Origin of the sequence: Primorskyibacter flagellatus (genome assembly GCF_900176485.1) — a bacterium.
Classification (GTDB): domain Bacteria; phylum Pseudomonadota; class Alphaproteobacteria; order Rhodobacterales; family Rhodobacteraceae; genus Primorskyibacter; species Primorskyibacter flagellatus.
This window is the reverse complement of sequence record NZ_FWYD01000027.1, coordinates 1-21,817: the sequence shown is the minus strand read 5'-3', so window position 1 is coordinate 21,817 and position 21,817 is coordinate 1. Positions and strand designations below refer to the sequence as shown.

The following is a 21,817-nucleotide window of genomic DNA, read 5'->3' as shown; positions in this document are numbered from 1 at the left end:
CGCGGTCAGCACCGTCGCTGCGGGTATCCGGGAAAGAGGCTCAGCTGCGCTGATTCCACATCTGATCATAGGCAGACATATGCTTGATCAGCAGATCGCCGTGCTGGTCGTACCAGTCGGGGATCGACTTGAACCCTTTGATGACCGCTTTGCCATCTTCGATCACGACAACCGGCCAGTCACCAACCAGCGCGTTGTTGATGCCGAACATCTCTTCGCCCCACCAGTCGGCGTCGCCGAAAGCGTGCTTGCCCTTGCCGCCTTCTGTCATCGCGGCCAGCACGGCGTCGGGTTCTACCGACCCGGCCTTTTCCGCCGCGTCTTTCCACAGCTCCATGATTGCCGCATATTCCCAGCTTACAGCGCCCCACTGACCGGGGAACCGCTTGTTGTATTCAGCATAGAACCCGTTGGCATCCTTGAAGTTGATGTTGTCGGCATTCAGGGCCGGATCGTCGAAATCCGGGAACTGGAAGATGAACCCTTCCATGAACTCCTTGGACGTCTTGGCAATCATCTGGTCGTAGAAATCTGCCGTTGCCGAAATGATCTGGCCTTGATAGCCCTGCTGGAACAGTTGTTCGCAGATCGGATGCACATAGTCGGAATAGCAGGTGTCAAGGCAGACAATGTCTGGGCTGGTTGACAGCAGCCGCGTGACGATCGGCGCAAAATCAGTGGTCGCCGGATCAAAGAGAAGTGGCTCATCCTGCATCTCGATGCCTGCGGCCTCGAATGCGGCAAGATAGGTTGCTACCGAAGGCAGGCCAAGCGCATCGTCCTGCGCGCACATCACGGCCGTTTTCAGTTCCGGCTTGTTTTCTGCCAGCCATTGCACGCCCGTCACCAGATAGATCGGATGAACCTCGGTCGGGGCAAGAAGCGTTTCGGTATCGGGCGAGAGATCAGACGGAAGCAGCGTCGAGAAAAGCATGCCGGTCCGGTCCGCGACGGGCTGAACGCCCGGCCATGTGTCACCGCCCAGCATCATCACGAATTTCACGCCGTCTTCGCGGATGAGTTTGGTGGCACCTGTGCGGGCTTTTGCCGGGTCATATTCGTTGTCATAGGCGACAAATTCGATGTGGTGACTGTCGTCACCAATTTTGATGCCACCAGCAGCGTTGACCTTCTCGGCCCAGATTTCGCACCCGCTTAGACCTGGCGCGCCCCATGCGGCGGTCGCCCCAGTCAAAGGTGCAAGAAAGCCGATCTTGACCGTTTCGCCGGCAGCGAGCGCAATGGACGGTAGGCCCGCGCTGAGCGCTGTTGCCGCCGTAGACTTAAGAAAGGTGCGGCGCGAAAAGCCGTTTTTCAATCCCTTGGGAAACATCAATCTCTCCTGTTGGTTGCCGCAATCAGTGCGGTTTGCGAAGAAACCAATTTCAGGCCAATTTCCGGATGATCCCCGGCCCACTCTTGACGGTGGCATGCCCAATTTTCTTCATGGTTCTCTTAAAAAAGCTAACAGGATAGCATTTTCCACACAAGAATATTATTTTAACAATTTACAGATTGGCTTTCTGAAAGTTGTGGGTGGCTCTAAAGTGGTATAATATTATTGAAGGAATCTGACATTGGAGTGAACCAAAATAGACTGTTTTGAACCGATTACTTGCTGGTATGCGCCGTCACGCGCCGATACCTTCTGCACCCAAGCCGCCCGACCGGCCTGCTATGTGAAGTCTTCTGGCGGTGCCCCGTCCAGTAACAGGAATCGAAATTTTGTCCCGCGCCAGACGCTGGAGCCGCACCGGAAACAGAACCAATGAACGACAACCCCCCGACAATAACCTCGCAAATCATCGCCAGCCATTCGGTCGGTGCGACGGTGCAGGTCGTGCTCGACCGATTGTTCGCCCAGATCAAAAACGAGGAATATCCGTTGGGCACGCGGCTACCCTCGGAAAGGGCGCTGGCCGCAGAGCTTGGCGTTGCGCGCAATACGGTGCGCGAAGCGCTGGATGTTCTTGAGGCCCGCGACGTCATCAATCGCCGTCCCGGCAGCGGCAGTTTCGTGACCTACCAATCCGAGGCAGAGACCGAGAGCCCGGAGATTGCGGTGGCCTTTGAAACAAGCCCGCTGGATCATCTGGTCGTTCGCGGCATCCTGGAGCCGGAAATGGTGCGGCTTGCCGTCATCAACATGACCCCGCGCGACATAAGCGACCTTGAACGGTTGATGTCCGAAATCGAAGGCGTGCGCACGGATGTGCTGGAATTCATCAAATGCGAAGAGAACTTCTACCGCAAAATCGCGACCGGAACGCGGAACCCGCTTTTGGCGTCCTGCTACAATCTGGCGATCGAATCTTGCCGGACCTCGTTTCGGACAACGCTGTTGCGGCGGCACCTGACACCAAAACGGATTCTGGATTATCAGCAGCGCTACAATGTCCTGTTCAACGCCATCGCTTCGCGCGATGTGGAGCGTGCTGTCGAGTTTATCAAATTACATTTGATCGAAGAGCAGAAGCTGCTGTTGCAGAATCTCTGATCAGACCGACGGAGGTTCGCAGATAAAGCCGGGACGCGGGGCATCGGTGACCAGACGTTGATCCCAAAGCTGCCCCAAATCTGACATTTCCTGCTTCAGGGTTTCGCCGTGACGCGCCAGCCAGTCGGGAATGGAGCCGAAGGCAACGACGCGGGCCTTGCCCTTGCTGATCGAGACAACCGGCCAATCCCCGACAAGGGCGTTGTCGATTCCGAACATATCGTGCCCCCACCAATGCGCCGGACCGAATGCGTGCGAGACGTGGCCAAGCTGTTTCATCGCCGCAAGGACCGAGACCGAGTTGACGCTGTTGCATTTTTCGACAGCCGAATGCCAGATGTCCAGAATGGCGGCATATTCCCAGCTCACCGCGCTCCAGCTGTCGGGGAAACGGCGGTTATATTCCTCGAAGAACACATGCGGCTGGTTGAAGAAAAACGTCTTTTCGCGCAGCAAGGGATCATCGAAATCGGGAAACTGAAAGACCGTACCTTCCATGAACTCGACGGAGGTGCGCGCCACGAGGCGTTCATAATGATCCAGCGTGCAGGACATGATCTGGCCTTTGAACCCATGCGCATGGGCGTATTCGGTCATCGCGTGAACCATCGGCGTATAGCTTGTGCACCAGCACAGGATGTCCGGGTCGACATCCAGCATCGGCTGCACGATTGATCTGACATCCGTCGATTCCGCCGAATACTGCACTTCCTTGATCAGAGACATGCCGGCACACCCGAAAGCCGCGCGATAGGTCGCCAGAGAGGGCAGGCCAAGCGCATCTTGTTGGCTGCAAAGTGCGACAGTCTTCAGTTCTGGCCGGTTGGCGGAGAGCCATTCAACCCCGGTGACGTTGTAGATCGGATGCAACTCGCTGGGGGCAATCAAGAACGGTGTGTCCGGTGACAGGTCGCTGGGCAGCAATGTCGATGTCAGGATCTTCCGTCCGTTCAGATAATCGAGAAGCGGGGTGATCGTATCGCCGCCGAGCATCAACAGCAGCTTTACATTTTCTTCTTCGACCAGATGGCGCGCGCCATTTTGTGCGCGGTCGGCATTGTAACCGCAGTCATACGCCCGGAGTTCGACCGGATAGCGCCGCCCGCTGATCATCACGCCTCCGGACCGGTTCAACGAGTCGACCCATATCTGGCAACCGTTCAGGCCAGGCAGGCCCCACGATTCAACCGGCCCGCTCAACGGTGCAAGAAATCCGATCTTCACGGGCTCGTTCATGCCCACCGACAAACGGGGAAAGGCCGAAGAAACCGCAAGTTGATGTGCAAAACTGGAAGGCATCATGTTTCCGGGTTAGCAGTAAAGACAGACGAATTCATCATCTTTCGGTCCAAATTGGAATAATGTTGACATTTTGGTATAATGAATTGCACCATTTGCGGAACCAAAAGAACCACAAACGACTATTTGGTCCATACCACAGGAGAATCACATATGACTGCCAAGCGTGTTGCCATCATCGGAGCCGGTCCTTCGGGCATGGCCCAGATGCGAGCCTTCCAGTCTGCACATCAGAACGGCGAAGAGATCCCTGAAATCGTTTGCTTCGAAAAGCAGAGCAACTGGGGTGGCCTTTGGAACTACACATGGCGTACCGGGCTGGATGCGCACGGTGAGCCTGTGCACTGCTCCATGTACCGTTACCTTTGGTCAAACGGTCCGAAGGAAGGTCTTGAGTTTGCAGACTATTCCTTTGAAGAGCACTTCGGCAAGCAAATCGCCTCCTATCCTCCTCGCGCGGTTCTTTTCGACTATATTGTGGGTCGGGTTGAAAAGGCGGGCATCCGCGACTGGATCCGCTTCAACTCACCGATCCGTTGGGTGCGCTACAACGAAGCCGAAGAGAATTTCACCATCACGGTGCATGACCAGATCAAGGACACAACCTACGAAGAGGATTTTGACTACGTCATCTGCGCCTCGGGTCACTTTTCAACACCGAACGTCCCGGAATATGACGGATTCGAATCATTCAACGGGCGAATCCTTCATGCGCACGATTTCCGCGACGCGCGCGAATTCGAAGGCAAGGACATCCTTGTTGTCGGAGCATCGTATTCGGCAGAGGATATCGGGTCGCAATGCTGGAAATACGGTGCCAAATCAGTTACTTCGTCGTATCGCACCGCGCCGATGGGCTTTGAATGGCCTGACAATTGGGACGAAGTTCCGGCCCTTGAGCGCGTTGACGAGAAGACCGCATATTTCAAGGACGGCACGTCGCGCGATGTCGATGCGATCATCCTCTGCACCGGCTACAAGCACTTCTTCAACTATCTCCCAGACGATCTGCGCCTTAAAACGGCCAACCGGCTGGCGTCGTCCGATCTCTACAAGGGCGTGGTTTTCGTAAAGAACACGAAGATGTTCTACATCGGCATGCAGGACCAATGGTTCACCTTCAACATGTTCGACGCACAGGCATGGTGGGTCCGCGATGCGATCATGGGCAAACTGCAAGTGCCGACTGACATGAAAACCCTCACGGACGACGTGAAGGAACGCATGGAGCGCGAAGAAGCCAGCGATGATGTGAAATATGCAATCCAGTATCAAGGCGACTACATCAAGGAACTGATTGCCGAAACGGACTATCCCAGTTTTGATGTGGATGGCGCTTGCGCCGCGTTCTTTGCGTGGAAACAGCACAAGATGGATGACATCATGGCGTTTCGCGACAACTCCTATCGGTCGGTCATCACAAATACGATGGCCCCGGTTCACCACACGCCTTGGAAAGATGCACTGGACGATTCGCTCGAAGTCTACTTGCAGAACTGATCACTCTGACATTGTGTCCGGCCGATTGTCTCGGCTGGACATCTTGGGCCTTCTCCAGCAAGGCGACGTATATCTGTTGGCTATTCGTCAATACGCTTCTGGTGAATGTCCCAACGTCCGGCGCAGCGGCCACTTCGTTCTGCGCATACTGCTAAACAGGGTCCGTTCACCCAGAGTGCGATGTGGCGATCACCCGGCTCAACGCGCCGAGATCCCAATGGAAAAGCTCCGTCTTGCCCCCGCAGGTGGGGGCGGGCAGGATCGAACCCGTCGCACAAGATCAAGGGCCGCCCGGTCAAGTCGTGAATTCCCCGATGCGCCCGCCAGAGCGACATTTGTAATACGCCCGTTGTTCGCAACGCTGAACGACACACGCGTGGTTCCGCGTCCACGGACGTTTGGGCGACCAGACCGAGACACACAGGACATGACCACGCCAGGATAGTTGCTCACTGCCGCATTGCCACTGGCGCTGGACTTTTTCCCGCCGGACCCGCTGGACTTGGACTTCGCAGTGCGTGTCCCGGTTGTGGCACCTGCACGGGCGTTTCTCTGGGAATTACCGCGTGGCTGTTCGGTTTGTTTGGGCTTGGTGGCCTTTTCGGCTTCGGCCTGTTGTTGCGCCTTTTCTTCGACTTCGCGGCTACGGGCCATGGGGCGCAGGGAGCGCGCTACAGCCGTTGCATTTGTCGCTTCGGCTTTGATCATTTCTCGTGATGTCGGCGCAGACGACCGCGGCGGTGCTGCCGTTTGGCGCGTGGCTTGAATGGTGCTACTGGGCGTGAGAGGCGCAACGGGAACCGTCAAGGGAGACGGGGGCGCTGGTTGCACGGCTTTGGTGATCGCATCCGGATTGGGCAGCGTCGTTTCCGGAGGCGCGGCCTTGGTCACCTTCAGGCGTTCGCCAGGGGATGGCGTTGCTTGGTCAGGCTGTAGCGGGCGCGCGGCGCTGTCAGGCTGAATCGCCTTCTCAACGCTTTCGTTTGTCATCGTCCCCGCAGCCATATCCGCAAAGGACGACCCCAGTTGTACATCCGCGCTGCCGGGCGCGCCCTCCGTTCTGACCGGATCATTGGTCATCAAAGCCAGTGCCAAAGCGGCATGGGCACTTGCTGCCAACAGCACACATGCCAGTTTCACGGAGCGGGAGGTCGAAATCATTCCAGCCCCCTCTCGGTCACGATGACGACAGATTCTGCGCCGGCACTGCGCAGGTCTCGACCCAAGGCCACCAACGCGCTGGCGGGCAGGTCTTGATCGGGGACGACCCGAACCCGCTTGCGCGCGTCGTTGTCCAGCCCTGCGAAATATGTCGCTGCGTCATTGACATCCATGCCGCGCACGGACAAACGGCCATCCGGATGCACCACAAGCGCATCTGCCGGAGCATGCCGGTCAAGGTCTTTCGTGCGGACCAGCTTCAGGTCCTTGTCCAGCGACGGCGCGAGCGTTCCGGCAACAAGAAAGAAAATCAACATCAGGAAGACGATGTTGATAAGCGCAGTGGTCGGTTCGCGTTCGGAACTGGATTTCAGGCGCCGCATCAGGATCTCTCCAGAACGGTGACTTTCGCGCCCGGAACGGCCCGAAGGGCAACCAGTAAGTCAGTCAGACGTTGCGCTGTCACCGATGGCACCATCGAGACCAACACCACAGGGGCCGCATCTTCGCCGAACCCGTCGGCCAAGCTGGCGAAGGCAATATCACGCCCGTTGAGGTCAAGGCTGTCGGTGCCCAAGCGCAGGAAGAAGGGACGGATGTCGGACGCAGTTGCGGCACCCGCTGCGCCCCCGGCGGCCAATTCGACTTCGGAAAACCGGGTGAATGTCGAACTGAGCATGAAAAACAACAGCAGCAAGAAGATAACATCGATCAGCGATGTCATCGACAAGCGTCTGCGGCGGGTGCGTCTACGCATGAACCGCGGCACCTGTGGCCACATCTTGCAATTCAGCGGTGCGGCCCGTGGGGGCAAGGATGGTGCGCAGGGCTTTACCCGCCAGCACCCTTTCGGCATCCATCCGGGCCTCGAACCAGCTCAGGATCAGGGCCGTCGGCATGGCGACGGCCAACCCGACTGCGGTGGTCAGCAACGCCACCCAGATGCCCCCGGCCAGAATGGAGGGATCAACCTGCGCGCCCGCGTCCTGAAGCGCCTGAAACGCCGAAATCATGCCAATGACCGTGCCAAACAGTCCTAAAAGCGGCGCAAGCTGCGCCACAGAATCCAGCAGGCGGAAGCCGCGCTCCAGCTTGGCAAAGCGAAGCTCGGCTTCGGCTTCCAGACGTTCGCCATCGCGTTGCCCGGACATGGCCATGTCCACGACCGGGCACAGATAGCTGCGCGACCGGTTCAGGTAACTGCGCGCACCTGCACGGTCGCCTGCGTCCCACGCGGCCACAGCGTCGCGAAGCGCCTTGTGACGCCCGACGCCTGCGGTGGTAAATTGCCAGAGCTTGTACAGAACCACTGTCATTACGACGATGGACAATGCACAAAGCAGGAGCACAACAGGCCCGCCCAGATCGGCGATCCGCTGAATGGCCTCGACCAGCGATTGCATCATCCGACCACCTCAATCTCTAACCTGGATTTCAGATCAATGGATTCGGTGCAAATGTCCTTGCGCGCTACGTCCGTCTCGCAGGTCTGCGCACCGTTTATCAGAACCCGCGCCAGCTGGTCACAAGCAAGCTGAGGCACGACGAATTGGCGCACCCGCGGGCGGCTGGCAGGCAGGGAACCGAAATCGAATAGCGTCAGGCGATCAACGCGGCCGTCAATGTCAAAAAGCACCGCCTCGAACACGGCGGATTTGATGTCGACATCATGGCCATTCAGAATGACAAAACTCATGCGGCAATTATCTTGCTCGGGCTCGACCGAGTTCAGCTCGATGGTCAGCTTGCCCGCCGCGTCTTCCTGCGCCGCAAGCGGCGACGCGCAAAGGCAGGCAAGGGCGAGAGTTGATGCGCGCAAAGCCATGGCACCCTCCAGTCAGAATTTTCATGCGATGCTGGCTGGCGCTTGTTACGGCTGCGCGCTGGCTGGACAGTCTGATCGTTTATCAGCCGAGTTAGATGGGTCAAGCTAAAAGTTGATAGAAACAGTCGGAAAGGCGGCCCGATCATGCGTGCCTATGCGCGTTATGGACGTCAATCAGGCAGGCAGGGTCAGCCCTGGGGTGAAATCTCTGGCTTTCAGGTCAAGGCGCAAACCTTTTGATCGCGTTCGAAGCCAAGCTTGATGAAACCTGGCTAACAATCTCAGGCAAGAAGAAGCGAAATCGGCGGTGGCAAATGACAGATCGTATTACCATAATGTTTATTATCAGAGGTCTGTTTGCAGCCTCTTCTGCGGCGGCTGACTCCTTCGTCATCAACTTCAATACGGGTGGCTCGAATCCGCGCGCTCCTATGTGGGTGCTGTCGGCCTAGGCCAGCTGATGCCTGCAACGGCACAGGATCTCGGCGTGAACCCGCGTGCGCCCGTACAGAACCTTGATGGGTCCGCGCGGTATCTTCTGTCGATGCTCAGTAAAATCGGAACACCAGCACTGGCGCTCGCGGCCTATAACGCAGGCCCGGATGCGGCATCGCGGCATGGCTGAATACCGCCCTATCGCGAAACCCAAGGCCACGTCCGAAAGGTTCTCGGCGTCTGGTCCAGACTTCGCAGCTAAAACCGAGAGGAAAACCATATGGAACAAAACAAGATCAAATTCGCCAGCATTTGCCTTGTGGCCTGTGTATTGGCGGCCCCTGCCGATGGGCAACCGATTGATACATCGGGGCTGAACAATTTCTTCGTGTCCGTACTCAACGCGCTGACGGGGCTGGCGGGCCGCCTGTTCATGACCATCGTCGCGGTGGGCGCGCTGATCGCCGGGCGGTCAACCTCCTCGATTGGGGGGGTTACCCTTCCCGCCCGTGCACACCCAAAAAACCGAGATCGAACGCGCATGAAGACGCTCCATATCCTACAATTCCGGCCAGAAACCGATGCGTCTGACGATGAGTACGCGTCTATTCCAGTCAGGTGCGCGATGTCTCCGGAGCAGACCCGCCGAATTCGTCTCGACCAGGAGGTCATCCCTTCCGATCTGGACGTGACTGACTTTTCGGCCGTGATTGTCGGCGGTGGTCCGGGCTGTGTGAGTGACACACCAGAAGAAAAAGTAGCACAGATGCTCGGATCGAAAGGCGGATTTTGGGGCTGATGCCACAAGTCATCGATACGGATCGCCCGTTTATGGGCTGTTGCTACGGGCTCGGCATTCTCGCCCGACATCTTGGTGGTGAAGTCAGCAAAGAGCGCTTTGGAGAACCGGTCGGAACCTCGGCTGGTCGCGAAAGCAAACACGCTCGCGCAGAAAATATTATGTTAAATTGTTAGTGCTGTCACGTTCAATAACCTGTGTATGCCGGTTTCTGTCCCATGCCAAATTCATCGTCTAGATACAGCAAGGGACTATTTATTCTGGTTACTTGGCCAAAACTTGTAAATGATGCGAGGCAAGAACGTGCGCCTTGGTTGCGCTTCGTTGCCTGGAATTAGGATTGTACACTTGAGCGCCTCTGACAATGAGATACCGTACCCTGCCACATCCTACGACGTAGCGAAAGCTGCTGGCGTTGCTCAGTCGACGGTCTCGCGATGCTTTCAAGATGACAGTAACATTTCGCCAGAAACGCGAGAGCGTGTGCGGCGCATCGCCGCCGAGTTGGGCTATTCCCGCAACGCTTTGGCGCGATCCCTGATAACACGAAAGTCCAACATGGTGGGCGTGGTCGCAACGCGGTTCACCATCCGAAACAATCCCGAACTTGTTTATACATTGGGCGACGCTTTGCGCAGCGAGAAGCGACGCATGTTACTGATGGTGATTGAGAGTGACGCGACGGTCGGGTCCATCATCGACGAAGCGCTGGAATATCCGCTCGATGGTTTGATCTGTTGCTCCAATATGAAAGAGACCGATATCAGTCGGTTTCGGACGCGCCGCGTTCCGATTGTGTTTTTCAACCGCGATGTCAAATCCGCCCTTACAGACAGCATCGCCACGGATCACGCCGAAGCGGGCCAAAGGGCTGCGGATCTTTTGTTCGAGGCCGGGCACCGCAGGATTGTATGCATCAAAGGCCCTGAAAAGGCACAGGTCAGCCTTGTCAGAGCCAGTGCATTCGTTGCCCGCCTTGCGGAATTGGGCGTTGCGCATGTGCCGACCGTGTCGACAGACTTTTCCTACGATCAGGGTCTTACGGCATTTACCGATCTGGTCGAAAATCTGCCGCGACCTGACGCTGTTTTTTGCGCCAATGATCAGCTTGCATTGGGGGTCATGGATGCGTGTCGCTACAAGCTTGGCTGGCGCATACCCGAGGATATTTCTGTCGTTGGATTCGACGACATCGCGGAAGCCGGGCGTTTAAGCTATCAGCTAACCACGATCCGGCAACCCATTCTTGAGATGGCGCTGAAAGCTGTCGAGCTGTTGCTTTCGCGGGCAACCAATACGGATGTTGAAGAACGCAACATCCGAATGGCCGGTCGTTTGATCGTGCGCACGTCTGCACGTATTCAAGACAAGGAATGCCCTTCTTTATAGGCGCGCACCGGATTTTCCGTCGAACAAGTGAACGTAATCGAGGTCGAGATCAAAGCCGACCTTCTGCGCCTTTTGAAAACGCAAATGCCGGTCTCCGCGTGCGCATACGCGCGCCTCGCCTACGTCAATCGTTGCAAAAACAGCGTCGCCTGTCATCTCGGAGTTGTAGAGGACACCCGATATCATTGCACCGACCGCATCGCAGACGCTCATGTCTTCCGGGCGTATGCCAAGAACAACATTCGCGCGGTTTTTCTGGCTGCTATCTTTCAACGGGACATGAACACCGCCCGGCGCTGTGAATATACCGTTTTCCAGCGACCCGTTTATCAGATTCATCGAAGGAGAGCCGATGAAATTGGCGACAAACAGGTTGGCCGGCGTGTTGTAGATCTCTTCCGGAGTGCCAAGCTGCTGGATGACGCCTTTTTGCATAATCACGATACGGTCGGCCAAAGTCAGCGCTTCGATTTGGTCGTGGGTCACATAGACGGTCGTGATGCCCATCTCCTGTTGCAGATGCTTGATCTCTGCCCGCATCGACACGCGCAGCTGCGCGTCGAGGTTGGACAGGGGTTCATCCATCAGGAACACTTTGGGCCGCCGGACAATGGCACGCGCCAGTGCCACGCGTTGCCGTTGGCCACCAGACAGCGCGCTGGGGCGACGATCAAGAAGCTGCGTCAGTTCCACCCGTTCGGCCACATCCTGGATCTGAGCCTTACGATCCGCCTTCGACAGACCGCGCACCTTCAGGGGATAACCAATATTCTCGCCCACAGACATATGCGGATACAAACCGTAATTCTGAAAAACCATGGCGATGTCACGGTCTTTGGGCGCGTCGTAGGTCACGTCCTCACCGTCGACCAGAACGCGGCCTTCGGATGGTTCCAGGAGACCTGCGATCATCCGCATGGTCGTGGTCTTGCCGCAGCCCGACGGGCCGAGGAAAACCATGAACTCGCCATCATGGATGGTCATTGACTGCGTTGCGACGCCGACGACATCGCCAAATTTCTTCCCAATTCCGTCCAATTCTACCGATGCCATTACTTCACTGCTCCCGCTGTAAGCCCCTTGAGGAAGTGCCGCTGAACCACCCGTGAGATCAGCATCATCGGCACCATGATTGTTAGACCGATGACGGCCATGATTTCCCATTCGTCACCCTTGTCTGTCCGCGCACTCATCAGCGACACGGGCAGTGTGACAGAATCGTTGCTTGTCAGGATCAGGGCGTAGAAAAACTCGTTCCAGGTAACCACGAAGCAGAAGATCGTCGCGGTGATGATACCCGGCATGGCCACTGGAATGACCACATCGATAAGCGCCCGGAACCGCGAGGCACCATCCATCATTGCGGCCTCTTCCATGTCCATCGGCAATGCATCCATGAACCCTTTGATCATCCAGATTGCGTAAGGGACGACCACCGACAGGTTTACCGCGATGAGGGCAATAGGCGTATCAAGCAGCCCGATCGAGCGAAAGAGGATGAAAAGTGGAATAATGATCATGACCGCAGGCACGAATTGTGTGGCCAAAAGTCCGATGGGCCAGACTATCCCGCCGGGGTAGCGAAACCTTGAGAAGGCATATGCCGCCGCCGTAGATGATGGGATCGCCACCAACAGCGTGCCCACAGTCACGATAATACTGTTCCAGATACGGCCACCCAACTGATAGTTGGGGCCGACAGCTTTTGCAAAGTTGTCCAGGGTGGGCGTGAAGAAAATGTCAAGCGAGATGACATCGCCCGGCGATTTGAAGGCGGTCGCGCAGATCCACAGGACCGGCAACAACCAAAGCGCCGTTATCAACAAGATGCCGACGATGCGCAGGACGCTCATTGTCTTCCGGTTACGCTGGCGTCTGATCTGCGCTTTCGTTGGCATTGGGGCGACACCCGATGAAAGAGAAGTCATTTTTGGCCTCCGAACAACATGCGGGAATAGATCATTGCGAGCACCAGCATCGCTGCCGCCAGGAAGTAGGCCATCGCCGCAGCATACCCGAAGTCATAGAATTTAAACGCGGTCTCATAGACCTTGTGGGGCACGGTTGAGGTTTCAGATCCCGGTCCACCCGAGGTCATGGTGATGACCTGTTCAAGCATCTTGATGGAAAAGATCGTCTTGAGCAGGATAGCGATTGCCAGCACGCCCTTAAGCTGTGGCAGAACAATCCCGAAGAAGATCCGGAAGCGGCCCGCGCCGTCGATCTGACCTGCTTCGATCGTTTCTTGCGGCAAGGACGCCAACGCACCGATGAAGGTCAGCATGAAATACGGGGCCCAGTGCCAAACATCGACTAGAACGAGCGCGACCATTGCGGTGCTTGTGTCTGCAAGGATGGGCACATCGGCCCACCTTGGAAAAATCCAGCCGATCACTGCGTCGGCGGCACCAAACTCCGGCGCCAACAGGAACCGCCAAGAAATACCGACGAGCGCGGGCGACATGGCGAATGCCAATACCAAGATGGAGCGCACATTGATTTCGAGTTGACGGCTGCCCTGCAAGAGCAGCGCCATGAGCATTGATACAACGATTGTCGTGAACACGGAAAAAAACGAGAAGACGCACGACACCCACACGCTATGCCAAAATTGCGGATCGTCGGTCAGCAACCTGACATAGTTATCCAAACCGATGAACGGCCCAAGCTGCGGACTGATCGTAAGGTTCCAGTCATGCAAGGAATACCAGAACGATCTCCCAATCGGGTAAAACAGCATGGCAATACTGATGAGGATCGCGGGGGCTAACAGCCCCCACTTGAGTGCGGAGTCGCGCATTTTTTTACTCCGGATTACGGTCGACTATGCGCTGGACCTGTGTCGCAGCGGCGTCGAGCGCAGTTTTCACATCGGTTCCGTTGGCGGCGATATCGGAGATTGTCGCTTCCAACACTGACGCTACCTGCGGCCAAGTCTTGAGCATCGGCATCGCACGCGCATTTTCCAGGCTTTCGTATCCGACTTCCTGAACGCCGAAGTTGGCTTCGTTGACTGCGGAGTCTTTCAGACTGGACGTATGGACCACAATGATCTCGTTGGTGTCCGGGTCGCTCTTGTCGGTGGCGATATCCACTTCAAGATACGGCGCGGCCATCCATTTGAGAACTTCCCAAGCGGCTTCCTTGTTCTTGGACAGTTTGAAGATACCGAATGGCATGCACTGGCCGATACCCGCTTTGGTGTCATTGCCAAACCCGGGAACCGGAACAAAGCCGACCTGCTCGGGCGTCAAACTGGACGATTCACCTGTGAGACGCGCATAGCCCCACCACCAGACCATCAACATCGCCGAATTGCCTTCGGCAAAGGATGTCACCTTGTCGCCTTCGACGAACTGAACAGAGCCCGGATTTGCAATGCCTTCGGTCAGCGGGCGCAGATAGTCCTTTGTGGCTTCGACGCCAGCCTCGCTGTTGAAGGCGACATTGCCATCGGCATCCAGCAATTCCGCCTTGTGGCCGCGCATGTAGTTCATCCAGGAGAACAGGTTTTGGAAGCCGTTGCCTTTGCCGTAATCCATGGCGATGCCGGATATGCCGCTGGACTCCTGCACGGTTTTGGCCGCTTCGACCATTTCATCGATCGTCGTGGGAGGTGCAACTCCGGCCGCTTCGAACAGATCCTTGCGATAGAACAGCAGCTGCGCCTGACCACGAACCGGCAAGCCATACAGCGTGTCCTTATACTGCGAACATTCGACAAATACCTGTGGATAGTTCGACATATCGAACCCGTCCGCTGCGACAAGATCATCCAGAGGATCAAGATAGGGCGTCAGCGCCGGTCCCCAAGTGTCCTGATAGGTCACAAGATCGTAGTCGTCATTGCCTGCAATCGCCTCGGCGGTGATTTTATCAAGCAACTGGCCGTAAGGCACATAGGTATGAACAACCTTGATGCCGGTCAGTTCTTCAAGTTCGCCCAAGCGTTTCTTCTGCGCCCGGTATTGGCCAGCATTCGGAAGCATGACGTTGATGGTCGTGCCTGCATATGGCTTGCCCGACTTCAGCGAAAGCTCCTCGGCGGAAAGCGCCCAAGACTGCTGAGTTGTCGCCATCAGTGCGGCGACGGCGCTGCTGCCCAAAAATGTGCGTCTGTTGAGTTTCATTTTCTCTCTCCTGTGGTAATTCAATGTCGTTTTTTGCCGCCCATTTGCAGGCTTGCTTTAACCTCGGCTCGTCAAGGCATTCGAATGCGAACCTGCGCACGCGTAGGATGCGATCTCAGGTTGTAGTCTGCGCGGTGATTGAATGTTTCACGTTTTTGACACGCGGCGCTGTTACGTCTTCTATCTTCGTCACCCATTCGTAGATGTGTCGCGACAGCTCACCCGGTTTGTCAAAGGGAATCATATGTCCTGCATCCTCAATGACGACTACGCTGACATCTGCAATTTTTTGTTGCGCAATCTCATGGCGGTCAGGAGGGCAAAGGCGATCCTCAGCTCCTGTCACAAGCAGTACGGGCACGTCGATCCTGCTCAGCCTGTCCACGCTGTCTTTCCGCGAAATCGCAAGGTCGTTTTGCCGACGATACAGATCAAGCCCCACCGCCTGCGCCATTTCCGTGTAATCCGTCTTTTGCGTCACGTTTTTTGCACAAAACCGCGGCCACACATCCTGTTCTGCATGCAAGGCTATCCCAGCGGTCTCGGCGCGCATTTCATCATTCCGGCGCGCGATTACGCCCTTTTCGGTTTCAGCGCCGAAACCGGCACAGATCAACGCCAGTCCCGCAATACGATCAGGTGCCTGAGCAATCATCTCGAGCGCGACCAACCCCCCAAGCGAGAACCCGACCAGAAGAAACCGCGGCGGCAGTTGCTGGAGAAGGTCGGCGACATAGGCCGACATATCTCCGCTGCCAGACATGTGTCCGTCCACAGTCTTGCCCGCCACAATCGCTATAGTGGCACGGTCCTCCAGTACCGGTGACCATATGCGCGCGTCGCACAGGGTTCCGCCGATGGCGATCAGAGGCAGGTCGGGCTTCAAAACTCTTCGCCGCTCAACTGCCGTGCGCGCATGATTTGAGTCAGCACCGCGATTTCATCGTATAGACGCCACTCACGAAGGATCTTGCCGTCGCGGATCTCGAAATGGGTGATGCCCATGATGCTCACCGGGCTGCGGGTTGGGTGGCCATAAATCGGCACGCCCGAATAAGTTGCGTGAAGCGTCCAGACGGCAGCAACGCGCAATCCGAGGTCGGATGATTCATTGACCACAAGATCCCGCAGTTCGATCCGGCCATCAGGGAAGGCAGCAAGCAGATCTATCACTTGTTGCTGATAGCCTTGAATGCCCTGCGCCCTGCGCATCCGCACCGAATGCGAAACGACTTTGTCGCTGCAATAGTCGCCGACCATATTGAACAAGCGGGAGTTCCAAACATCCTCGTACATCGCTTTGATCATTTCGCACTCTGCGGCAAAACGGTCCGGTCGCTTGCCCGAGATCCCTTCCAGAGTTGGGTTCTCATAAGTTCCCGCGAACGCAGCGGATGTCGCCACATCGACGACCTCGCCTGTGACAGGGGAGGCAAGCGCCAGATCCCAGGCGACTTTGTTCGGGTCAAGACCGAGCGACTGAAGAACAGCATATTCGTCGCGGACCAGCCATTCCTCAACGACCTTGCCATCCTGCACAGTGCAGTGGGCGATGGTGCGAGAGACCCAGTCTTTGCCAGTGGGCGGTCCGTACGTCCAGTAACCGGTATGCGTCCCCGTCTTGAACACACGATGGGAAGAAATGAAGCCATTCGGACCACGTTCTTCCCACAGGACATCCTCGCCGCTTCCACCGCCGCCATTGGGAAAGGCGCTCATCTTCTGGACGCTGTTCATCAACACATGGTCGAAATCGTAAGTCTCGCCATAGGCCGTGTGAACCTTGATGTCCTTGCCATAGTGCTCGCCCAGCCGGCCCAGGCCCATGTCGATCCAGATTTCATCGGTCCACGACAGGATATAGTCACGCGGATCACGGTAAGGCGCGTAGGTCTCTGGATTGATGGAAGAGAGTTGGTCGGGAATTGGCATTGAAGGTCCAGTCATTTCGTTGTCTTGCTCAGAATCGTTGGAAAAAGCTTTGAGCGCTTGTCAGCGCCAAGCTATGCGGAAAATTCGTGACCTCCCAACATGAATTGCATAAATTAACATTATTACTGATCTATATAATTTGGATTGATGAACATGGCGGCGAAAGTTGATCTCAGAACTCTGGAAATCGCAGCAAGCGTGATTTCCGAAGGCAGTATGAGCGCAGCGGCCGAAAGGCTTGAATTGACACAATCAGCCGTCTCGCAGGGTATGAAACGCGCCGAAACGCTGTTCGGTGCGACTTTGATACACCGCGACTGTCGTCCTTATGCGCCGACCAAGGCTGGACAGATGCTCGCGCAAGAGATGCCAATTCTGCAACAACGTATCGAACAGGCGATCGAGAAGGTCCGCAGCGCCGCAGCCACACCTGAGCGTTTCGACTTGCGGCTTGGCATGATCGACACGTTTGCAGCGACGGTCGGGCCGCTTCTGCTTCGCGATCTGATTGATGGTGCGCTTGCATTGCAACTGTCTGCCCTGTCGGGGCTGGCGTCGGCTCAGGCTGACGCGATGAAAAATCACTCGATAGATGCTGCTATAACATCCGAGACAATACGCGACGTGACCAACCTGGACAGTTTCCCGCTTTATCGGGAGCCATTTCTATTGGTATGCCCGAAAGGGCGTGCAGAGGGCCTGACTGGGCTGTCGCTCACGGAGATTCTGGAGAAACACAGACTCATCCACTACAGCGCCCGGTCCCATATGGGCAAACAGATCGACAGACATTTGCGTAGGGTCGGTCTGGAACAACCTCGCGTTTTGGCGTTCGATACGTCAGATTCGCTTTTGGCGATGGTCGGCCGTGGGGTCGGTGTTGCGATCAGCACGCCACTGGGCGTGCTGCAAGGCGGATTGCACCACGACAGCATCAATGTTCTGCCGTTGCCAAATCCCGGGTTTTCTCGCGAAATCGCGCTTTATGTCCGAAGGGGCGAGCTCACGACGCTAGGTCCTCGTATCGCTGAAATTACACGCGATATCATCCGACGCGCGATCATCCCCCAGATCATCACGCAATTTGACTGGCTTGAATCCGAAGCGGAGTCGATGGTGTTGGAGTAGCTGCTTAAACTAATGCAAATACCTGCTTCACCACATCAAGGCTGTCACCGCGCGCCAGACACAATCCCAATAAGATGCGCGCCTTTTGCGGCGACAAGGATCCCGCCGAAAGTATACCCCTGCTGCGATGGCACTGGCTGTCGACGACGTAGCCCGCCCCGACGCGGGACGATTGCACGACCGTGACACCCGCCTGTGCAGCCACCGTCAGCGCGGCCAGCTCTGCCGGTGTTGTCATGCCCGGACCAAAACCTGCACTGATCAGACCACTTGCCCCGGCAGCGACGAATGCGTTGATCGCAGTGGAATCGGCACCAATGTGGGAATAGCAAATATCGACACGCGGAAATCGCCGGAAATCCTGGGCGCTAAACTGCAAGGACGGACCCGGGCGCAGCACCTCTCGGCGAAACCGGACCATATTGCCGGCGACGTTGCCCAGCGGACCAAATTCGGCGGCCCGGAATGCCTCGACCGCCAATGTATCGGTTTTGGCAACATCGCGCGGAGCGTGGATTTCGCCATTCATCACCAGAAGCACATTGGTCTTGCGCGCCTCCGGTGATCCGGCCACGCGGCAAGCCGCCGCAAGATTTGCGATCCCATCCGACGAATGCGCGCTGAACGGGCGCATCGCCCCGGTCAGCACTACGGGAATTGCGATGTCAGAAAGAACCAACGAAAGACACCACGCGGTTTCCTCCATGCTGGCCGTTCCGTGCCCTACGACGATGCCATCATACGCGCCCGATGAACCAAGATCGTCGCAAAGAGCAGCCAGAGCCATCCAGTCGTCGAGCGTGACAGCCGTACTATCGAATGATCGAAACTCGATCGGATCAATTGTTGCGATTTCGCCATTCAACCCGGACCGCGCAATCAAGTCCTGCGCCGAAAGATGGACGCCGGTTGCCGTGTAATCAAGAACATCAAATGGATCGGCACCCATTGCCGCTAATGTGCCACCGGTTCCGATGAATGCTATTCTTTGCACGTCCGCGCCCCTCTGCTGGTGCCGCCAGTAACTCTGTTGACCTGTATATCGCAAACATCCAGATCAAAGCTTCGAATATAAATAATATTTATGTATCCCGTTAGTATTTATAATACTCTCAATTAAGCCGTGATCTTGGCGAAGCTTCTGGGGCAACAATTGAGCAGGTCTTCGCTGGCCGCTTCAATGGATAAAGTAGTTATGACCCCTACCAGAACTGAAATCGATAGTCTCGGCCCCCGCAGCCTGCCACAGTCATGCGTCTTCGGGGTCTCGACTCTTCGCGCCACCGAAAATTTCCGCATTTCAGGGCGGACCATCGGCGATGAACCCGAATTCATTCGTGCTCTGGCGCATATCAAACGGGCCGCAGCCTGTGCAAACCGGGATCTTGGCGTGTTGGACGCCGATATCGCCCACGCCCTGATCTCTGCCGCCGATGCGATCATTTCCGGGGAGCATGCGGATGCGTTTCCCGTCAATATGCTTGAGGGTTCCGGCGGCACCTCGATCAACATGAACATCAATGAGGTTCTGGCAAATCTTGCACTGGACAAACTTGGGCATGATCGCGGACAATATGATGTTGTCAGCCCGAATGATCACGTCAATCGTGGACAATCCACCAATGACGTTGTTCCGGCGGCGGTCAAGATCGCTGTTCATGCGAAAGCACAAGACCTTCTCGCCTCGTTATCGCACCTACAATCGGCGTTGGCGGAAAAGGCTGTAGAATTTGACGATGTCTTGCGCATTGGTCGGACATGCATGCAGGCGGCACAACCCATGCGTTTGGGTCAGGCTTTTGGCGGCTATGCGGCGTCACTCGGCAGGCTTACGGAAAAACTGACATTGGCTTGCGACGATTTGCTGACGCTGCCTTTGGGCGGCACTGCGATCGGCACCGGCCTTGGTGCTGCGCCCGGCTTTCGCGAACAGGTATTCAACCATCTTGGGCAAGCAATCGAAAAACCTGTCCGTCCGCCGGACGACGCGTTCGATGCCATGCAGAATGCCGACACGTTTGCGCGCGTTTCATCGGAAATCCGCATCTCCGCCGAAGTGATCGGAAAAATTGCCTCTGACCTAATTATGCTGTCTGCCGGCGCAAACAGCGGTGTCGGCGAAGTGCTGTTACCGACCGTGCAGCCCGGATCTTCGATCATGCCGGGGAAGATCAATCCGGTCATGCCGATGATGGTGCAGCAGGTGGCTTTTGCGGTCGTGGGCAACGATGCTGCGGTGTCCTTGGCGGCCCTCAACGGGCAGCTTGAAATCAACCATTTTGAACCGATCATCGCGTCGCGCATGTTCGATTCCATTGACCTTCTGACCCGTTCGGCCCGGTTGTTCGCGGATGGTTGCATTGCTGGATTGAAGGCCAACCGCGCTCAATCGCTGAAAAACCTGATGGATTCATCTGCTATGGCGACCATCTTTGTGGATCGTCTTGGATACGCCAGCGTCGCTGAAATCGTCAAACTTGCACTCGTCGAAGAGCGTCCGTTTGTACGCCTCGCCATCGAACGCGGCTGGCTGAGCGAAGATGAAGTCATAAAAATCCTAAACGACAGCACCCGACGCATGGAAGCCGTATGAACCACTACTCTGCCCTGTCCATCGTCAAGAAAGGCCTGACCGGCAATAGAATTTGGGCAAGGGTCTGGCGCGATGTCGTGCCGAAACCAGCCGATGACATCGTGCTCGACAAGGGAGGGCTTGGCGACGGCAACGCTGGCCGCAATACCACAATCGTTCGCTCCAATTACAGGATGCCCGGCAACACGTTGTCTTACGAACGCTTGATGGAGCTGTAGGAAAACCTCAGCCAGGATCTGAACTTCAACGTGATGATTTCTCAGCACGGGCAATTCAACTTGCGTCAGTCACCCGCGCAGATGGAGGCTGCACACCGACGTAGCAAAGTGTTGTTGGCCAACCGTATTGAGGCCGGGCTTTTCGACCGTGAAGACGTAAGGCGTCGCCGTCCATTTCTCGATTGGTCTGACAATGTGCGTTATCCGATCCACGGCACAATCTATCAGACTCGATCCGGCACCGCGCGCCATGACGCAGTTGCATGGGGATATGCACGCGGCACCGACAAGCTGGGCGTCGACATCATCCAGCAAGCGCTGTCAGACGTCGACGACTCGACAGAAGCGCCGGAATTTCCAAACGAGAACGCATGGACACGGGGGCTATCGCCGCTTCACGTTCTTTGCGACAAGCACGGAAAGACGCTTGGCAAAGCATTTGTCGATTTTCAGCGCGATGTGAAACTGTCTGATATCAATCAGGCCCATAGCGAAGGCCATGTCTCTGTCGAACATCTGAAACCATACACAACATCCGGTATGGCGGGGCATCCTCAACCACATGGTCATCCGCGCTGGGGCTGCGTTCGCGCAGCCCCACCGGCCAAGGCGAGGTGGTGCGCATTATCAGCCAGATCGACGGTCTGGATCTGACGACCATGGGCGTTTCATCCCTTTCTTATGATCTGAAAAGGGGTGCCCCGGAATGCTTCATACACATTGCGTTCTCAAAGGACAGACCGGCACCGATGTCAAAATTCACCGGTCGCCACTTGGTGCCTTGTGATCAGTGACGGGTTTTTGATAGATCGCGTATTCGGGACAAACTTCGCAATTCCCGTGCCGCGGACCGGGTCACGCTCGATGATCGACTTTATGCATGCGTCTTTGGCATCTTGAAGGCGCTTCGG

23 protein-coding genes and 2 pseudogenes are annotated in these 21,817 nt (G+C 56.4%); 11 read left to right on the top strand and 14 right to left on the bottom strand.

What is annotated here, in order from left to right:
- Positions 1 to 40: 40 nt before the first annotated feature.
- Positions 41 to 1,333: an ABC transporter substrate-binding protein gene (locus B8991_RS18940; protein WP_084354859.1), complete on the bottom strand. Its 1,293-nt coding sequence runs from the start codon at positions 1,331 to 1,333 to the stop codon at positions 41 to 43.
- 435 nt (positions 1,334 to 1,768) lie between these two features.
- Between B8991_RS18940 and B8991_RS18935 the strand changes: the two genes are divergently transcribed.
- Complete coding sequence (locus tag B8991_RS18935; RefSeq protein ID WP_084354857.1) at positions 1,769 to 2,497, top strand: FadR/GntR family transcriptional regulator; 729 nt, start codon at positions 1,769 to 1,771, stop codon at positions 2,495 to 2,497.
- Here B8991_RS18935 and B8991_RS18930 read toward each other — a convergent pair whose 3' ends face one another.
- Entirely contained in the window at positions 2,498 to 3,799 is a 1,302-nt protein-coding gene (locus B8991_RS18930; protein ID WP_084354856.1) for an ABC transporter substrate-binding protein, read from the bottom strand.
- Between the two features lie 150 nt (positions 3,800 to 3,949).
- Between B8991_RS18930 and B8991_RS18925 the strand changes: the two genes are divergently transcribed.
- Positions 3,950 to 5,296 (top strand): NAD(P)-binding domain-containing protein, encoded by a 1,347-nt coding sequence (locus B8991_RS18925; RefSeq protein ID WP_084354854.1) that lies wholly within the window; start codon positions 3,950 to 3,952, stop codon positions 5,294 to 5,296.
- A gap of 198 nt (positions 5,297 to 5,494) precedes the next feature.
- Here B8991_RS18925 and tolA read toward each other — a convergent pair whose 3' ends face one another.
- The 5 genes from tolA to B8991_RS18900 are packed head-to-tail and all read right to left on the bottom strand — an operon-like array spanning position 5,495 to position 8,282.
- On the bottom strand, positions 5,495 to 6,457 hold the full coding sequence (gene tolA, locus B8991_RS18920; RefSeq protein WP_084354852.1) for an energy transducer TonB: 963 nt from the start codon (positions 6,455 to 6,457) through the stop codon (positions 5,495 to 5,497).
- Positions 6,454 to 6,840 (bottom strand): ExbD/TolR family protein, encoded by a 387-nt coding sequence (locus B8991_RS18915; protein WP_084354851.1) that lies wholly within the window; start codon positions 6,838 to 6,840, stop codon positions 6,454 to 6,456. Before B8991_RS18915 ends, tolA begins: the two co-directional genes overlap by 4 nt.
- Complete coding sequence (locus B8991_RS18910; protein ID WP_235866701.1) at positions 6,840 to 7,214, bottom strand: biopolymer transporter ExbD; 375 nt, start codon at positions 7,212 to 7,214, stop codon at positions 6,840 to 6,842. The genes B8991_RS18915 and B8991_RS18910 overlap by 1 nt, the downstream gene beginning before the upstream one ends.
- Complete coding sequence (locus tag B8991_RS18905; RefSeq protein WP_084354847.1) at positions 7,207 to 7,863, bottom strand: MotA/TolQ/ExbB proton channel family protein; 657 nt, start codon at positions 7,861 to 7,863, stop codon at positions 7,207 to 7,209. Before B8991_RS18905 ends, B8991_RS18910 begins: the two co-directional genes overlap by 8 nt.
- Positions 7,860 to 8,282 carry a hypothetical protein gene (locus tag B8991_RS18900; RefSeq protein WP_084354845.1) on the bottom strand — a complete coding sequence of 141 codons (423 nt, stop codon included), beginning with the start codon at positions 8,280 to 8,282 and terminating at the stop codon, positions 7,860 to 7,862. The genes B8991_RS18905 and B8991_RS18900 overlap by 4 nt, the downstream gene beginning before the upstream one ends.
- Positions 8,283 to 8,518: 236 nt before the next feature.
- On the opposite strand from B8991_RS18900, the gene B8991_RS21765 reads away from it, so the two are divergent.
- From B8991_RS21765 to B8991_RS18880, 4 genes and pseudogenes are all read left to right on the top strand, one after another.
- Positions 8,519 to 8,734, top strand: coding sequence for a hypothetical protein (locus B8991_RS21765; RefSeq protein WP_084354843.1), 216 nt, complete (start codon positions 8,519 to 8,521; stop codon positions 8,732 to 8,734).
- Positions 8,677 to 8,979 (top strand): annotated as a pseudogene (locus B8991_RS18890) (lytic transglycosylase domain-containing protein); the annotation flags it as partial. The gene B8991_RS21765 and the pseudogene B8991_RS18890, both read left to right, overlap by 58 nt.
- A gap of 18 nt (positions 8,980 to 8,997) precedes the next feature.
- The gene (locus B8991_RS22265; RefSeq protein ID WP_084354842.1) at positions 8,998 to 9,516 is read left to right on the top strand and encodes a type 1 glutamine amidotransferase family protein; all 519 of its coding nucleotides are present in this window, start codon (positions 8,998 to 9,000) and stop codon (positions 9,514 to 9,516) included.
- A gap of 285 nt (positions 9,517 to 9,801) precedes the next feature.
- Positions 9,802 to 10,905: a LacI family DNA-binding transcriptional regulator gene (locus B8991_RS18880; protein ID WP_084354840.1), complete on the top strand. Its 1,104-nt coding sequence runs from the start codon at positions 9,802 to 9,804 to the stop codon at positions 10,903 to 10,905.
- Here B8991_RS18880 and B8991_RS18875 read toward each other — a convergent pair.
- The 6 genes from B8991_RS18875 to B8991_RS18850 form a co-directional block, all read right to left on the bottom strand.
- Positions 10,900 to 11,889: an ABC transporter ATP-binding protein gene (locus B8991_RS18875; protein WP_328588529.1), complete on the bottom strand. Its 990-nt coding sequence runs from the start codon at positions 11,887 to 11,889 to the stop codon at positions 10,900 to 10,902. The two genes, B8991_RS18880 and B8991_RS18875, sit on opposite strands and share 6 nt — an antisense overlap.
- Before the next feature lie 68 nt (positions 11,890 to 11,957).
- Complete coding sequence (locus B8991_RS18870) at positions 11,958 to 12,758, bottom strand: carbohydrate ABC transporter permease (RefSeq protein ID WP_218673264.1); 801 nt, start codon at positions 12,756 to 12,758, stop codon at positions 11,958 to 11,960.
- 71 nt (positions 12,759 to 12,829) lie between these two features.
- The gene (locus B8991_RS18865) at positions 12,830 to 13,705 is read right to left on the bottom strand and encodes a carbohydrate ABC transporter permease (RefSeq protein WP_084354835.1); all 876 of its coding nucleotides are present in this window, start codon (positions 13,703 to 13,705) and stop codon (positions 12,830 to 12,832) included.
- A 4-nt stretch (positions 13,706 to 13,709) separates the two neighbouring features.
- Positions 13,710 to 15,035 carry an ABC transporter substrate-binding protein gene (locus B8991_RS18860; protein ID WP_218673263.1) on the bottom strand — a complete coding sequence of 442 codons (1,326 nt, stop codon included), beginning with the start codon at positions 15,033 to 15,035 and terminating at the stop codon, positions 13,710 to 13,712.
- Positions 15,036 to 15,150: 115 nt separating this feature from the next.
- On the bottom strand, positions 15,151 to 15,798 hold the full coding sequence (locus tag B8991_RS18855) for an alpha/beta fold hydrolase (protein ID WP_179141548.1): 648 nt from the start codon (positions 15,796 to 15,798) through the stop codon (positions 15,151 to 15,153).
- A gap of 119 nt (positions 15,799 to 15,917) precedes the next feature.
- Entirely contained in the window at positions 15,918 to 16,967 is a 1,050-nt protein-coding gene (locus tag B8991_RS18850) for a nuclear transport factor 2 family protein (RefSeq protein ID WP_179141547.1), read from the bottom strand.
- 153 nt (positions 16,968 to 17,120) lie between these two features.
- Between B8991_RS18850 and B8991_RS18845 the strand changes: the two genes are divergently transcribed.
- Positions 17,121 to 18,095, top strand: a complete 975-nt coding sequence (locus B8991_RS18845; protein ID WP_179141546.1) for a LysR family transcriptional regulator — start codon at positions 17,121 to 17,123, stop codon at positions 18,093 to 18,095.
- 4 nt (positions 18,096 to 18,099) lie between these two features.
- Here the strand turns inward: B8991_RS18845 and B8991_RS18840 are convergent, their stop codons facing one another.
- Entirely contained in the window at positions 18,100 to 19,089 is a 990-nt protein-coding gene (locus tag B8991_RS18840) for an asparaginase (protein ID WP_143514668.1), read from the bottom strand.
- Positions 19,090 to 19,290: 201 nt separating this feature from the next.
- Here B8991_RS18840 and B8991_RS18835 point away from each other — a divergent pair, with 201 nt between their 5' ends.
- The 4 genes and pseudogenes from B8991_RS18835 to B8991_RS18825 all read left to right on the top strand — a co-directional run bounded on the left by B8991_RS18835 (position 19,291) and on the right by B8991_RS18825 (position 21,560).
- Positions 19,291 to 20,688, top strand: a complete 1,398-nt coding sequence (locus B8991_RS18835; RefSeq protein WP_084354825.1) for an aspartate ammonia-lyase — start codon at positions 19,291 to 19,293, stop codon at positions 20,686 to 20,688.
- The gene (locus B8991_RS18830) at positions 20,685 to 20,906 is read left to right on the top strand and encodes an FAD-binding oxidoreductase (RefSeq protein WP_084354823.1); all 222 of its coding nucleotides are present in this window, start codon (positions 20,685 to 20,687) and stop codon (positions 20,904 to 20,906) included. The genes B8991_RS18835 and B8991_RS18830 overlap by 4 nt, the downstream gene beginning before the upstream one ends.
- 15 nt (positions 20,907 to 20,921) lie before the next feature.
- A pseudogene (locus B8991_RS22260) lies at positions 20,922 to 21,224 on the top strand (FAD-dependent oxidoreductase); the annotation flags it as partial.
- The gene (locus B8991_RS18825; protein WP_328588530.1) at positions 21,198 to 21,560 is read left to right on the top strand and encodes a hypothetical protein; all 363 of its coding nucleotides are present in this window, start codon (positions 21,198 to 21,200) and stop codon (positions 21,558 to 21,560) included. The pseudogene B8991_RS22260 and the gene B8991_RS18825, both read left to right, overlap by 27 nt.
- Positions 21,561 to 21,817: the final 257 nt, after the last annotated feature.